Here is a 12,557-nt window from a genome sequence, read left to right as displayed (position 1 = left end):
ATGAAGGGGCATCCATGCACCCGTTGGTCCGAACTTTTTGCCTCAGTTCTTGAATGCCGAGTGTTTACGGCCCTGATCGCACAAGGCGAACACCACCACCAGCAGGGACGAGATCGCGAGGATTATCACAACGCCATCAGTGGAGTGAGTGGCCGACGCCGCCACCATCGACAACGCCCCTAATGGCGCCAGGCCACCTGCGATCGCGGTGCCGATTTCCCGCCCGGTGCCAAAGCCCGAGGAGCGGGTCTGGGTCGGGAACTGGCGGCTCAGGAACGAACCCTGCGGCGCAAACATCATCGGCGCGAGGATGCCGGTGCCCACGCCAATGGCGACGTAGATCATCAGGCTTTCACCGGTATTGAGCAGCGCAAGGAACGGGTAGGCAAACAGCAGCGACAGCAGGCCGCCGAGCATCAGCACGGTCTTGCTGCTCCACTTGTCGCACAACCAGCCGAAGCATGGCACGGCGACGATGGCGATCAGGCTGGCAATGGTCACCGACAGCGACGTGACGTGCACATCGACACCCTTGAACTGGGTGAGGTAAGCCAGGGAGAAGGTCTTGAAGATGTAGCTCAGCGCGTTGTAGCCAATCGCCACGAAGAACACCACGGCCAGGCCCTTGAGGTCGTTCTTGAACAGCGCCTTGAGCGGCGACGCCTTGGCCTTTGCGGTTTCCTTGCTCAGTTCCTTAAATTCCGGGGTTTCCGGGATGCTGTTGCGCACCCACAGGCCCACACCCACCAGCGCGATGCTGCAAATGAACGGAATCCGCCAGCCGCCGGCCAGCAGGAATTCATTGCCGTTGATGGTCAGCAGGTACACGGTCAGCGAAGACAGCAGCAAGCCCAGGTTCAGCCCGAGCGCCGGCCATGCACCCTGGCTGCCGCGCTTGCCTTCTGAGGCGTGCTCGTAAGAGGTAACCGCCGCGCCGGACAATTCGGCACCGGCCCCCAGGCCCTGGATGATGCGGATAAACACCAGCACGATCGGCGCCCAGATGCCGATGGAGGCGTAGCTCGGGATCAGCCCGATCAGTGTGGTGCACACGCCCATCATGCAGAAGGTCAGCACCAGCACTTGTTTACGCCCGAACTTGTCGCCCAGGTAGCCAAACAGAATGCCGCCGAACGGGCGCGCGATGAAGCCGATGGCAAAGGTGGAAAACGCCATCAGCGTAGCGGCTTTCGGGTCGCTGTTATCGAAGAAAATCTTCGAGAACACAATCGCCGCCATGGTGGCGTACAGGTAAAAGTCATACCACTCCAGCATCGAACCGAAGATCGTCGCGGCCGCGACTTTGCGCAGGCGTTTCCTGGTTTGCTCGGGGGTTTCAACGTCCGGGGTGCGGGCTGTAGCCGTCATTCTGTACTTCCTTATGAGTCATTATATTTATTGTCAAAGTGAGGCGTGGTGCGGTGCGTCAGTGGGGCTTGAACATGCGGTCGGCGATCATCGAACCGATGGGAATCGCGGAGGTGGCAGCGGGTGAGGGCGCATTGCACACGTGGAGCATTCGCGGGGTCTGGGCGAACAGGAAGTCGTGCACCAGGGTGCCGTCGCGCATCACGGCCTGGGCGCGGATGCCGGCTTCATAAGGCAGCAGGTCTTCGATGTTGAGCGATGGGCAGTACTTGCGGCACTGCTCCAGGTAGCCGGACTTGAACAGCGAGTTCTTCATCTCGACGCTGCCCGAACCGAGGTTCTGCCAGATGGTTTTCCAGAAGCCCGGGAAGCTCGCGTACTGCGCCACGTCGCGCCAGTTCACCGAGAATTTGCGGTAGTTCTCGCGACCCAGGCCGAGTACGGCATTCGGGCCAACGGTGACGCTGCCGTCGATCATGCGGGTCAGGTGCACGCCGAGGAAGGGCAGCTCCGGGTCGGGAATCGGGTAGATCAGGTGGTTGACGATGGTGTTCTTCGATTCCGGCAAGCGGAAGTATTCGCCACGGAACGGGATGATCTGGTGGTCGATCTTGACGCCGGCCATCACGGCCAGGCGGTCCGATTGCAAACCTGCACACACCACCAGATGCCTGGCCTGCCAGCTTTCGCCCCGGGTGCTGACGGTGACTTTGTCGGTGTCCTCGACGATCGCAGTGACGGTGCGTTCCAGGCAGATTTCCCCGCCGGCGCGACGAATCACCCGGGCCATGGTTTCGCAGACTTCGCGGTAATCGACAATGCCGGTGGCGTCGAGAAACAGCCCGCCCAGCCCGACGATGTTCGGTTCGCGCTGGCGCAACTGGTCGGCGTCCAGGCGTTCGACTTTCATGCCGTTGAGCTGCGAGCGGGCGTACAGCGCTTCCATCCGTTGTACTTCCAGATCAGTCGAAGCCACCAGCAACTTGCCGCACACCTCGAACTTGATCCCGTGCTCGGTGCAAAACTGCTTGGTGGCTTCGGCGCCACGTTTGCACAAGTCGGCCTTGAGGCTGCCCGGCGCGTAGTAGATGCCGGCATGGATCACGCCGCTGTTATGGCCGGTCTGGTGTTTGGCCAACAGGCTTTCCTTCTCCAGGATCACCAGCGAGGCGTTGGGCTGGCGCTTGAGCAACTCCATCGCGGTGGCCAAACCGACGATGCCGCCGCCGATGATGCAAAAGTCATAAATCATTGTTTTGGGTACCTACGCATTTCAGTCTGCTTATCAGGTTGTCAGACTAATGGTTCTGTTAAAAAAACAGCGCGCCATCGGCACGCTTTAAACGGGTTCGGATCGGTCAATTGATAGCGGGCAATTCCAGATGCAGGCGCCTTGCTGCGGCGCGCAAGTGAGCCTCGGCACAGGCGGCAGCGCCTTGGGCATCACCGTCGACGATGGCCTGGTAGAGCGCAGTGTGTTCCTGGGTGGCATCGGCCGAGCCGCTGACAAAGCGGGTGGCGGAGTTTTCCCAGGCGGTCTTGCGGGCGCTGGCCAGTTGGCTTCTGAGGAAGTCATGGAAGGCCACGAAATAGTCGTTCTTGCTGGCCTCGGCGATGGCGCGATGGAATTCCACATCGGCCAGGGCGGCGGCGTCGAAGTCGGCGCGCTTGTCGTGCATTTCCTGCAGGGCGGTCTTCATGCGCTGCAGGTCGGCGGCGTCGCGGCGTTGGGCGGCAATCGAGGCGGCCTGGGTTTCGATCCACAGGCGCACTTCGAACATTTGCGCCAGGTCCGGGCGGCGACCGTTTTTTTCCGGGAAGCGGAACACGGTGCCGGCCGGGGTTTGCGAGATAAATGAGCCCAGGCCACGCCGCGCAGTCAGTACGCCATCGGCCTTGAGCTGGGCAATCGCTTCGCGCACCACCGAACGGCTGACATTGAGTTGTTCAGCCAGTTGCTGTTCGGTGGGCAGGCGCGCTTCGGGCGCCAGTTGGCCGGAATCGATTTCTGCACGAATGGCGCTGACAACGCGCATAACGAGCGAATCAGGGCGCTGGAGCTCAAGCATGGGAAAACCTTGGTAATCAGGTTGTCAGACAATAGTCGTTACGATTTTACCTTGTCAAGACAGGTGTTACGCGGAACCGGGCGCGTAGGGCCAGGAAAAGACCTACACCAATCAGTGCCAATGCCACGCCGAACGTGGCTTGCATCCCATTTCCCACGTCGGCGGGACTGGCCGTGGAGAGGTCACCTGAAACGTGCGCAAAGACAGCACCCAATGCCGAGGCGCCCGCGATCAGCCCCACATTGCGCGACAGGTTGAGCAAGCCGGCGACTACGCCACGGCGGTCTGGCAGTACGTCGCTCATCACCGCGGTGTTGTTGGCGGCCTGAAACTGGGCGTAGCCGAGGGTGAGGATGATCAGCGGGGCGATATACCCGGCAACCCCAAGGTTCAGCGGCGCCAGGGAGAGCAGCATGCAGCCCGCCAGCATCGCCAGCAGCCCGGCGATGGTCATCGGGCCGCTGCCGAAACGGTCGGTCAAACGTCCCGCAGGGATGCCCGTCAATGCCGAAACGCAGGGCCCGACTGCCATTGTCAGGCCCATCCAGGCGGGGTCGAGGCCTGCACCGTGGGTCAGGTAGAAGGGCCCGACCACCAAGGTCGCCATCATCACCGCCGATACCAGCGCGCTCATGGCCAGGCCAGCGCTTAGCCTTGAATCCCGTAAAGTCGACAAGAAACTGAACCCGGATTGCGCGGGCTGTTGCCCATGGCGGTCGACGCGCAGATAACGCCGGGCGAGGGCAAATGTCAGCAAACCCAGCGGCACGGTGATGAAAAACAGCGCGCGCCAGCCAAACCCCGCGATCAACACCCCGCCAAGGCTTGGCCCCAGCGCGGTACCCATGGCCGACATCGTGCCCAGCAACCCCATGGCGCGGCCGGTGCGTTCCTTGGCCACGGTCTCGCCCACCAGCGCCATGGTCATCGCCATCATGACCGCCGCGCCCAGGCCTTGCAGGGCGCGGGCCGCAATCAACAGCCCGAGGGACGGAGCCATGCCGCACAGGGCCGAGGCAACGGTGAAAAGCAACAACCCGGCCAAGAGCAGGCGGCTGCGGCCCATCAGGTCGCCCAGTCGCCCGACGCTGACGATCACCGCGGTAATCGCCACCAAGTAGGCGAGCACCACCCACTGCGCCGCCTGGAACGATGCATCAAACGCCTGCACCAGGCTCGGCAGGCCGACGTTGGCGATGCTGGTGCCCAAGGACGCCAGCAACATGGACAGTGACAGGGCGACGAGATCGCCACGGGGTGCAGGTGATTTCATCAAGAGGCTCCAGGGTTTGACCGCTGTCAGAAATCTACGCCGTCACCTAACATGGCGGAAGGCGCAGCAGTTGCACTTTATACGTGCGCCAAACGCCCTATGAGGTTTGCCGTGTCGACACCTGATTTCAATCTGCTGGTCACCCTGGATGTGTTGCTCGCCGAAGGCAGCGTCGCCCGTGCCGCTCAACGCTTGCGCCTGAGCCCGTCGGCGATGAGCCGGGCGCTGGCGCGACTTCGGGAAACCACCGGCGATCCGTTATTGGTCCGTGCCGGCCGCGGCCTGGTACCCACGCCGCGCGCTTTGGCGTTGCGCGAACAGGTCAGCCAGCTGGTGCAGGACGCCGAAGCGGTGTTGCGACCCGCTGCGACGCTGGATGTGAGCCAACTGGTACGCACCTTCACCTTGCGCACCAGCGACGGATTTGTTGAAAACTTCGGCCCGGCGCTGTTGACGCGGATCGCCCGGGAAGCGCCTGGCGTGCGGTTGCGCTTCGTGCACAAGCCGGACAAAGGCAGTACGCCGCTGCGCGATGGCAGTGTCGACCTGGAAACCGGCGTGGTCGACAGCAGCGCCAGCCCCGAGGTGCTGACCCAGGCGCTGTTCCGCGACCGGTTTATCGGCGTGGTGCGCAAGGGCCATCCGCTCAGCCAAGGCGAAGTCACGCCGCAGCGCTTCGCCGAAGGCCAGCACATCTACGTGTCCCGGCGTGGCCGTGATCAAGGCCAGATCCATCAAGCCCTTGAAGCGCTCGGGCTGACCCGGGACGTGGTGACCATCGTCGCCGGCTTCTCGACCGCCCTGGCCCTGGCCCGCAGCACCGACCTGATCGCCAGCGTGCCGGAGCGGCATACCGCCAACCTGCACAGCGACCTCTACCGCTTTGCGCTGCCGTTCGTGTTCCCGGACTTCACCGTATCGATGCTCTGGCACCCGCGCCTGGACGCCGACCTGGCCCATCGCTGGCTGCGCGGTTGCCTGCGGGAGGTATGTGCGCAATGAGCCGAGCAGCCCCCTTGTGGCGAGGGAGCAAGCTCCCTCGCCACAATGGGGGCTTGCGGGTCCACGGCGGCCCTTCAGCAGGTACAATCCGCCGGGCCTTAAAATGAAACACCAGGAATTCAAATGTTCAGCCTTACCCATTACGAAACCCCATGCCCCGAGCCGATCAACGCGCAGATCCTGCAGATGGTGGTCGACTACCTGACGGACATCAGCATGGTCGCCATCCCGCCAAGCAACCTGCTGTACAACGTCTACCAGTACGCCATCGGCTACGAGGTGCACCTGTACCTGGAAGCGCTGGACGGGTCCAAGGGCATTGCGGTGGAATTGATCGTCGCGCTGGACGCGCAGGAGCAGGTGATCGGCTTCCTGCTGTACCTGCCGGTGAAGGACGATCCCGAGGCGTGCGGCGTGGCTTACATGGCGGTGCACGCCAGCCATCGGCGCAAAGGCGTGGCGCGGGCGATGATGCAGGACATGCTGGCTCGCTACCCGCATGCCGAACTGACCTGCGCAGTGGAGAAGGTCCCGGCGTTCGAGTCCATGGGCTTTCAACTGCGCGGTGTGCGCGGTACCCAGGTGTTGATGAACACCCGCGACTACAGCACTGACGGCTTGATGGGGTTGCTGGATGTGGCGTCGATCTACAGCTCGCTGGAGGTGCGGCAGATCCACACCTACCTCCTGCAAAAGCACGGCAAGCGGGCGATGGTCGATGCCGAAAAACAGCGTGATCGTCACTTCGACCAGATGACCCACAAGGCTCGGATGTTTGTGCACGCAAGGCTGGGCTAACGCGCGCCTCGACTCACCATCGACTTGATGCTCGCAAACAGCTCCTGTTGCGCCTCCAGCGGGCTGATCTCCCCGCTGGCCGCAGCATGGGACAAGGCGTCCGCCGCGCCCAGCATTGCGCGTAAACCGGGCTGGCCAATCACACCGTCCACGGCAAAGGGGGAGAGGGCATCGCGACACTTGCCAAGGAAAATTGCGTCGTACTCACGCTTGATGGTCTCCAGTTCCGGGCTGCCGGCCAGGGCCGCAATCACTCCCGGAATTTCCCGCCCTTGTAGCAACACACAATCGACGTAGCACGAGGCGATCACCCAGGCGCGGTCGTCCAGGGTGGGTTCGCTGGCCTCGATTGCGGCGGCAAATACCTGGTTCTGACGGGCGTCGAAATCTTCATACAGCGCGGCCAACAGCCCCGCGCGATCGCCAAAATGGTCATACACCACCGGCTTTGTAACGCCGGCCAACTCAGCCAGATGCCCCAGGGTCAGGGCATCGGTGCCTTCTTCTCGCACCAGTTGCCAGGCCACGTCGAGCAGCTGGCGCAACCGGTCATCCCGGGACAAGCGGCGGCGAGGGGCAGGGGATTGATCGCTTGACATGCTTATATACCAAAAGTAACGTACCAACGGTAACTTAGCTCAAGCCTACTCAATTTGCCTTCTCATCGCTACCCCGACGGAGTCACTGCCATGCACGCGCTGATCGTTGTTGCTCACCACGACTCACACTCCCTGACCCACAGCCTCGCCAAACAGGCGGCTGCCGGCATAACCGCCGCCGGCCACACCTTTGAAATCGCCGACCTCGCCGCTGAAGGTTTCGACCCGCGTTACAACGCCGCCGACCATAAAGTGCACCGCACCCGCGCCACGCCGCCGGCCGACGTACTGGCCGAACAGGCCCGACTCGACCGCGCCGACGCCTTGGTGCTGGTGTTCCCGATCTTCTGGTGGTCGATGCCGGCCTTGCTCAAGGGCTGGATCGACCGGGTATTCGTCAACGGTTGGGCGATCGACTACAGCCTTGAGACGAAGGTGGTGAAAAAACTCGGCCACTTGCAGGTGCACTTACTGGGCGTTGGCGGGGCGGACAAAGGGGTGTTTGAACGCCACGGCTATGCCGACGCCATGCGCACGCAAATCGACCATGGGATCTTTGATTACTGCGGTGCGAAAGTGCTGACATCCGAGCTGCTGCTGGACTCGGAAAGCGGCGCTGCCGAACAGCATCTGGAGACGGCGGCGAAGTTGGGGCGACAACTGTTCGTCACCCTGCAACCCTGCGAAACCGCCTAAACCAGGCTGCTCTGTATGAGCGCTGCCAGCTGTGCGACCGCAGCGCCTGGCGCTGGATGGCTGCAATGCAATTCATAGCCAAGGGACGGCACCGGCGGCAGACCGTCGAGTACACGCAGGTGCGCAGGCAAACCGATACGGGTGCGCAAGGTCACACCCAACCCGGCATCGACCGCCGCCCAGATCCCACCCACGCTGGGGCTGGTCAAGGCAATGCGCCAGGCAATGCCGGCGCGGTCCAGGGCTTCGGTGGCGGCGCTGCGCAATACGCAGGGTGCCTCGAACATCACCAGCGGCAGCGGCGCGTCCTCGGCGCGCGGTAGTTGGGGTTTGTCCCGGGGCCCGATCCAGTGCATGGGTGTTTGCCCCAGGCGGGTGCGGCAGGACGATGTCTGACCGGTTTCCCAGGTCAGCGCCAGGTCCAGGCTCGCGCTGTCGATCAGGGTCAACAGCTCGGCATTGCGGCCTATCCGCACTTCAAGGCTGATCATCGGATAAAGCCTGGCGAAGCGCCGCAGGATGTCACTGAGCACATGCTCGCCGAAATCCTCCTGCAAACCGAGGCGCAAAGTGCCTGCGGTTTGGGTTTCGTTAAGGCTGCTGAAGACAGTGTCATTGAGGTCCAGCAACCGCCTGGCGTGGCCGAGCAGCGCTTCACCCACCGGCGTCAGCACCAGCCCACGCCCGGATTTGCTCAGCACCGGCGTGCCGACCTGTTCTTCGAGTTTCTTTAATTGCGCGCTGACGGCTGAGGTCGAACGGCCCAGGCGATCCGCCGCCTTGGCAAAGCTGTTCAGCTCGACGCCGGTGACGAAGGTGCGCAGTACATCAAGGTCGAAGGTGGGGCGGCGCATTGAATGGTCCATTAAAACGGGATGGTGGATGCTATTAAATCTGATATTCGGAATGATCCTGGCTTGCTAGTTTTTGCCCGTCAACTGAATTGTCGGAGCGAGCGTCCATGAGCAACAAATTTACCGAGCTGACCCGCGACGTGCTGTTCGCCGATATCTGGGAGCGCGAGGGCCTGTCGCCCAGGGAGCGCAGCCTGATCACCGTGGCGGCACTGGTGGCGATGTACCGTCTGGAGCAACTACCGTTTCACTTGCAGCGGGCGGTTGGCAATGGCTTGAGCGTCGAGGAACTGGGTGAAGTCATCACTCACCTGGCGTTTTACTCCGGCTGGCCGACAGCGGCGTCGGCGCTGAACCTGTTGGCAGCCATCCATCCTGCGGAGTAACCCCATGCCTTACGCTCGAATCTCCCTGCACCGCGGGAAATCCCCTGAATATCTGCAAGCGCTTTCACAGGGATTGCATGATGCCCTGGTTGAGAGCTTCAAGATTCCTGACGCGGATCGCTTCCACGTGATCCACCAGCACGAAATTGGCGAGATGATCATCGACCCCAACTATTTGGGCGGCCCGCGCAGCCACGACTATGTACTTATCGCGATCACGGGCGGTAAACCTCGTGATACCGAGACCAAACGGCGGTTTTACCAGGTGTTGGTGGAGCGGCTGGAGGCTGCGATTGGGCTGAGCCCTGAGGATGTGATGGTAGTGATTACGACGACGGCGGCGGATGAGTGGTCGTTTGCGGGGGGAAGAGGGAATTAGTAGCACGGGCGTACTTTTCCAATTGGAATGATTGCCCACAAGGTATGGAGAGGTGATCGGGAAATGTCAGTCTGGAAAGGAGGACCTTTCTGACAACCTTTCAGGCGGCTCAGTCTTACTCTTTGCGCTCTTGTGGAATCCAGGAGTAAAGGAATGACTTCCAGCGTCTTGAAGGACGGTTTTCCAGCTGCCTATCGCACCACCCGCAAACGGATCGAAGGCAGTATCGACCTCGGCCGGTTGTTTGCCGCGATCGATGCTGACCCGGCGATTGCGGGGGCAGGAGTGGGTGCAACCATGAGTGTCATAGGCAGCGGCGTCTCCGGGAATATCCGGACACTGGCCATCGGCCTATATGAAGAGTTTGAATAATGGAACTGAGAAATTCCCCTAGAGCTTTTATGGCTCACTATTTTCCGGTTTTCGTCTGTGCTTTTATGTTTGCGCTTTTTGCTCTTGCGGTAGCGGGGTCGTCGATGGGTAGTACCTACATGCGAGGCGTGCCTGCTTATCGTAGTTACACGGGGCTGGATGTGGGCATCGCTTCCATTATCTTGTCAGCGGGCAACTTTCTTATCCTCCGAGGTCGCGACTGGGGCGTCTGGATACTGGCAGGCAGTTGTGTGATGAGCTTTTTCATTGTGCTGTTCACCTACAGCTATCAGCCCCATGTTTTTATCTACACAACGGGGCTGCTGTTCCCGCTGCTAAGCCTCTACCTGCTCAATACTCACCGCCACCGCCAAATGCGCGCAGAACTCGTTCTACTTCGCCACGAACGCAAGCGTTACAAAGCCGGTTTTCGGCCCCCGCGTACTCAGGAGATGGCCCAGGCTCGCCTCGAATACCAACAGGCCCGCAGACTCAAGCGTGAAAATCGCCGCAAATGGAAGGCTGCCCTCAACCCTCGCGAAACAAGTCATGAGCATCCAGCAACCGATACGCAATCTCCGGCCGTTTCTCCATTCCCTTGCGAATCGCTGCCGGAATCGACTGTCGGGTCTTGCGACACAACCCCGGCAAGTCATCGATAACGATCTGAATCCCGCGCATCGTCTTCACTTCCGTATGACCCGGCGCGATATGCACGCGAATGCCCAGTTGCTGGTACATCAGCTGTTGCATGCGCTCAAGGTCGGGCAGGCTTTGCAGGTTTTCGAGGCGTTCGAGCAGGCGTTTTTCTTCCTGGCGGGTCAGTTGCAGGATGCGCACATCGGCGCCGGGAAGGTCGAGCAGTTGCTCACGATTGCAGTCGCAGACGCCGGGTGGGCAGGGTTGGCGAATTGTCATGCAGTCTCCCTCCCGTTACCGGCGCCGGCGGCTTACCAGGTCAGATGGACCCCAAGGCTTTCCAGCTCTTTCCAGTACTCAGGATAGGTCTTGCCGACGCAGTCCGGGTCCTGGATCCTGATCCCCGAGACCTTCAGGCCCGCCAGGGCAAAGCACATCGCGATGCGGTGGTCGGCGTGGGTGTCAATCAGCGCGTTGCAGGTGGTACCCGCCAAGGCCGGATCGCTGGCTACCAGCAAGTCATCACCTTCAATGGTCGCCAGGCCCGGACGGATTTCATTCAGACCGTCATGCAGGGCCTGCACCCGATCACATTCCTTGACCCGCAGGTTGGCCAGTTCCGTGAAACGTACCGGTGTGTTGTTGAACGCGGCGAGCACGGCGAGGGTGGGGATTGCGTCCTGCATCTGCGAACCGACAACCACCGGTTGCATGTGCGGGAACTGCGCGATCACTGCCTGGGCCTTGGCATCGGGCTGGGTGAAATCCTGCGGGGCGACACCGAGGTCGATGCGGCCACCGGTCAGCACTTCGGCGGCCCACAAATAGGTGGCAGCGGAAGCGTCAGGCTCGATCAGGTAGTCGTGGGCGGTGTAGCCGGTGGGGGCCACGCGCCAGGTGCTTTCATCGACGATGTCCACCTGGGCACCGAAGGCGCGCATGCAGTCCAGGGTCAGGTCGACATAGCCACGGGCGCCGATGTCCTTGCCGGTCAGCGCTACTTCAATCGGGGCTTCGCCGCACGCCGCCAGCATCAGCAGCGCCGACACATACTGGCTCGACAGGCCGCCGTCGATCTCGAAACGCTTGGCTTGCACGCGGCCAGTGCCATGGACGGTCACGGGTGGGCAACCGGTAGGGCTGTCGACCTGGATGCCATTCTGGCCGAGGGTCGCCAGCAGCGGGCCGATCGGGCGTTTTTGCATGTAGGCGTCGCCGTCCAGCACCACGGTGCCTTGTACAGTGGCCACGGCGGCGGTGAGAAAGCGCATCGCGGTGCCGGCGTTGCCGAGAAACAACGGCTGCGCCGGCAATTGCAGCTTGCCAATGCTGGTGACGACGAAGGTGGTGTCGTCCGGTTCATCGATCACCACACCCATCTGCCGCAGGGCCACCGACATGTGGCGGGTGTCATCGCTTTTCAGCGCGCCGCTCAAGCGGCTGGTGCCCTTGGCCAGGGCCGCCAGCAGCAAGGCACGGTTGGTAATGGATTTGGAGCCGGGGGGCGCTACCTTGCCGTTCAGAGGAAAGTTGGGCGGTGTAACGGTCACGGTTTTCTGCGAACTCAAGGTACAAGGCTCCTGCTTCAAGGCGGGTGGCGTTTGGCGGACACGAATAATCGGCCAAACACGCCACCCTTGTCGAGCATGGATCTACGCCTCCAGCCCTGCCACCGGCTTCCAGGCGGCCAGTGGTGTCAGGAAATGCAGCTCAAAGCGCCGCTCGCTGAACGCCCATTGCCCTTGCCGGCGTTCGAACCGATCGTGATAAAGACCGCTGATCTGCACCTGCCCCAGTTCGTTATGGGTGCACAGGCAATCCACCGCAACCCTCGCGCTGGCGGTATCGCCGCTGATGTCGATCAGCGGGTTGGCCATCCAGTGATGCATATGCGGCATGGCTGCCCAGTTGAGGTGGGCGGAAGCTATGATCGCGGCGACGCCGTCATGGCAGCCAAACGCGGCACCCAGGTCCAGCCGTGCGTCGTCGTGCCAGATGCTGCGCAGCAGTGTTTCGTCGCGGGCGTCGAAGGCGTGGGCGTACTCACTGATCAGGCGCTCCAGGGCGAAGCGGGTTTCCAGCTGTTCTACGCGGGTGATGAGGTCAGTCATGACAGAGGCCT

The 12,557-nt window shown here is 61.9% G+C and carries 15 protein-coding genes; 6 read left to right on the top strand and 9 right to left on the bottom strand.

Annotated elements, in window-relative coordinates:
* Positions 1 to 42 precede the first annotated feature (42 nt).
* The 4 genes from HX839_RS29370 to HX839_RS29355 all read right to left on the bottom strand — a co-directional run bounded on the left by HX839_RS29370 (position 43) and on the right by HX839_RS29355 (position 4,710).
* Positions 43 to 1,368 (bottom strand): MFS transporter, encoded by a 1,326-nt coding sequence (locus tag HX839_RS29370; protein WP_008436370.1) that lies wholly within the window; start codon positions 1,366 to 1,368, stop codon positions 43 to 45.
* A gap of 58 nt (positions 1,369 to 1,426) precedes the next feature.
* Positions 1,427 to 2,620 carry an L-2-hydroxyglutarate oxidase gene (gene lhgO / locus HX839_RS29365; protein WP_003215216.1) on the bottom strand — a complete coding sequence of 398 codons (1,194 nt, stop codon included), beginning with the start codon at positions 2,618 to 2,620 and terminating at the stop codon, positions 1,427 to 1,429.
* A gap of 106 nt (positions 2,621 to 2,726) precedes the next feature.
* The gene (locus HX839_RS29360; RefSeq protein WP_008436372.1) at positions 2,727 to 3,437 is read right to left on the bottom strand and encodes a FadR/GntR family transcriptional regulator; all 711 of its coding nucleotides are present in this window, start codon (positions 3,435 to 3,437) and stop codon (positions 2,727 to 2,729) included.
* A 46-nt stretch (positions 3,438 to 3,483) separates the two neighbouring features.
* Entirely contained in the window at positions 3,484 to 4,710 is a 1,227-nt protein-coding gene (locus HX839_RS29355) for an MFS transporter (RefSeq protein ID WP_177068090.1), read from the bottom strand.
* Positions 4,711 to 4,821: 111 nt separating this feature from the next.
* Here HX839_RS29355 and HX839_RS29350 point away from each other — a divergent pair, with 111 nt between their 5' ends.
* Together HX839_RS29350 and HX839_RS29345 are read left to right on the top strand one after the other, a co-directional pair.
* Positions 4,822 to 5,712, top strand: a complete 891-nt coding sequence (locus tag HX839_RS29350) for a LysR family transcriptional regulator (RefSeq protein ID WP_003215222.1) — start codon at positions 4,822 to 4,824, stop codon at positions 5,710 to 5,712.
* Between the two features lie 123 nt (positions 5,713 to 5,835).
* A complete protein-coding gene (locus HX839_RS29345; protein WP_177019813.1) occupies positions 5,836 to 6,510 on the top strand; it encodes a GNAT family N-acetyltransferase in 675 nt (224 codons plus the stop codon).
* On the opposite strand, the gene HX839_RS29340 is transcribed toward HX839_RS29345, so the two are convergent.
* Complete coding sequence (locus HX839_RS29340) at positions 6,507 to 7,109, bottom strand: TetR/AcrR family transcriptional regulator (protein WP_177068089.1); 603 nt, start codon at positions 7,107 to 7,109, stop codon at positions 6,507 to 6,509. The two genes, HX839_RS29345 and HX839_RS29340, sit on opposite strands and share 4 nt — an antisense overlap.
* A 90-nt stretch (positions 7,110 to 7,199) precedes the next feature.
* Here HX839_RS29340 and HX839_RS29335 point away from each other — a divergent pair, with 90 nt between their 5' ends.
* Positions 7,200 to 7,805: an NAD(P)H-dependent oxidoreductase gene (locus HX839_RS29335; protein WP_177068088.1), complete on the top strand. Its 606-nt coding sequence runs from the start codon at positions 7,200 to 7,202 to the stop codon at positions 7,803 to 7,805.
* Here the strand turns inward: HX839_RS29335 and HX839_RS29330 are convergent.
* The gene (locus tag HX839_RS29330) at positions 7,802 to 8,659 is read right to left on the bottom strand and encodes a LysR substrate-binding domain-containing protein (RefSeq protein ID WP_177009435.1); all 858 of its coding nucleotides are present in this window, start codon (positions 8,657 to 8,659) and stop codon (positions 7,802 to 7,804) included. The two genes, HX839_RS29335 and HX839_RS29330, sit on opposite strands and share 4 nt — an antisense overlap.
* A 107-nt stretch (positions 8,660 to 8,766) precedes the next feature.
* Between HX839_RS29330 and HX839_RS29325 the strand changes: the two genes are divergently transcribed.
* The 3 genes from HX839_RS29325 (at position 8,767) to HX839_RS29315 (ending at position 9,796) form a co-directional block, all read left to right on the top strand.
* Entirely contained in the window at positions 8,767 to 9,045 is a 279-nt protein-coding gene (locus tag HX839_RS29325) for a carboxymuconolactone decarboxylase family protein (RefSeq protein ID WP_008436391.1), read from the top strand.
* A gap of 4 nt (positions 9,046 to 9,049) precedes the next feature.
* A complete protein-coding gene (locus HX839_RS29320; RefSeq protein ID WP_008436392.1) occupies positions 9,050 to 9,424 on the top strand; it encodes a tautomerase family protein in 375 nt (124 codons plus the stop codon).
* Positions 9,425 to 9,577: 153 nt separating this feature from the next.
* The gene (locus HX839_RS29315) at positions 9,578 to 9,796 is read left to right on the top strand and encodes a hypothetical protein (protein WP_008436400.1); all 219 of its coding nucleotides are present in this window, start codon (positions 9,578 to 9,580) and stop codon (positions 9,794 to 9,796) included.
* A gap of 528 nt (positions 9,797 to 10,324) precedes the next feature.
* Here the strand turns inward: HX839_RS29315 and HX839_RS29310 are convergent.
* The 3 genes from HX839_RS29310 to HX839_RS29300 all read right to left on the bottom strand — a co-directional run bounded on the left by HX839_RS29310 (position 10,325) and on the right by HX839_RS29300 (position 12,546).
* On the bottom strand, positions 10,325 to 10,714 hold the full coding sequence (locus HX839_RS29310) for a hypothetical protein (protein ID WP_177009432.1): 390 nt from the start codon (positions 10,712 to 10,714) through the stop codon (positions 10,325 to 10,327).
* Positions 10,715 to 10,746: 32 nt separating this feature from the next.
* Complete coding sequence (gene aroA / locus HX839_RS29305; protein ID WP_177068087.1) at positions 10,747 to 12,003, bottom strand: 3-phosphoshikimate 1-carboxyvinyltransferase; 1,257 nt, start codon at positions 12,001 to 12,003, stop codon at positions 10,747 to 10,749.
* 84 nt (positions 12,004 to 12,087) lie between these two features.
* The gene (locus tag HX839_RS29300) at positions 12,088 to 12,546 is read right to left on the bottom strand and encodes a nuclear transport factor 2 family protein (protein WP_102605861.1); all 459 of its coding nucleotides are present in this window, start codon (positions 12,544 to 12,546) and stop codon (positions 12,088 to 12,090) included.
* Positions 12,547 to 12,557 lie beyond the last annotated feature (11 nt).

Source organism: Pseudomonas sp. I8001, from assembly GCF_013385345.1.
Classification (GTDB): domain Bacteria; phylum Pseudomonadota; class Gammaproteobacteria; order Pseudomonadales; family Pseudomonadaceae; genus Aquipseudomonas.
The sequence above is the reverse complement of the archived record's forward strand: the minus strand, read 5'-3'. Positions and strand labels throughout refer to the sequence as shown.

Excerpts from the sequence above, each read along its gene's own strand:
- HX839_RS29310 (WP_177009432.1), bottom strand. The coding sequence starts at position 10,714 with ATGACAATTCGCCAACCCTGCCCACCCGGCGTCTGCGACTGCAATCGT.
- HX839_RS29345 (WP_177019813.1), top strand. The coding sequence starts at position 5,836 with ATGTTCAGCCTTACCCATTACGAAACCCCATGCCCCGAGCCGATCAAC.
- HX839_RS29325 (WP_008436391.1), top strand. The coding sequence starts at position 8,767 with ATGAGCAACAAATTTACCGAGCTGACCCGCGACGTGCTGTTCGCCGAT.
- HX839_RS29320 (WP_008436392.1), top strand. The coding sequence starts at position 9,050 with ATGCCTTACGCTCGAATCTCCCTGCACCGCGGGAAATCCCCTGAATAT.
- HX839_RS29370 (WP_008436370.1), bottom strand. The coding sequence starts at position 1,368 with ATGACGGCTACAGCCCGCACCCCGGACGTTGAAACCCCCGAGCAAACC.
- HX839_RS29335 (WP_177068088.1), top strand. The coding sequence starts at position 7,200 with ATGCACGCGCTGATCGTTGTTGCTCACCACGACTCACACTCCCTGACC.
- HX839_RS29315 (WP_008436400.1), top strand. The coding sequence starts at position 9,578 with ATGACTTCCAGCGTCTTGAAGGACGGTTTTCCAGCTGCCTATCGCACC.
- lhgO (WP_003215216.1), bottom strand. The coding sequence starts at position 2,620 with ATGATTTATGACTTTTGCATCATCGGCGGCGGCATCGTCGGTTTGGCC.
- HX839_RS29300 (WP_102605861.1), bottom strand. The coding sequence starts at position 12,546 with ATGACTGACCTCATCACCCGCGTAGAACAGCTGGAAACCCGCTTCGCC.
- HX839_RS29330 (WP_177009435.1), bottom strand. The coding sequence starts at position 8,659 with ATGCGCCGCCCCACCTTCGACCTTGATGTACTGCGCACCTTCGTCACC.
- HX839_RS29355 (WP_177068090.1), bottom strand. The coding sequence starts at position 4,710 with ATGAAATCACCTGCACCCCGTGGCGATCTCGTCGCCCTGTCACTGTCC.
- HX839_RS29340 (WP_177068089.1), bottom strand. The coding sequence starts at position 7,109 with ATGTCAAGCGATCAATCCCCTGCCCCTCGCCGCCGCTTGTCCCGGGAT.
- HX839_RS29360 (WP_008436372.1), bottom strand. The coding sequence starts at position 3,437 with ATGCTTGAGCTCCAGCGCCCTGATTCGCTCGTTATGCGCGTTGTCAGC.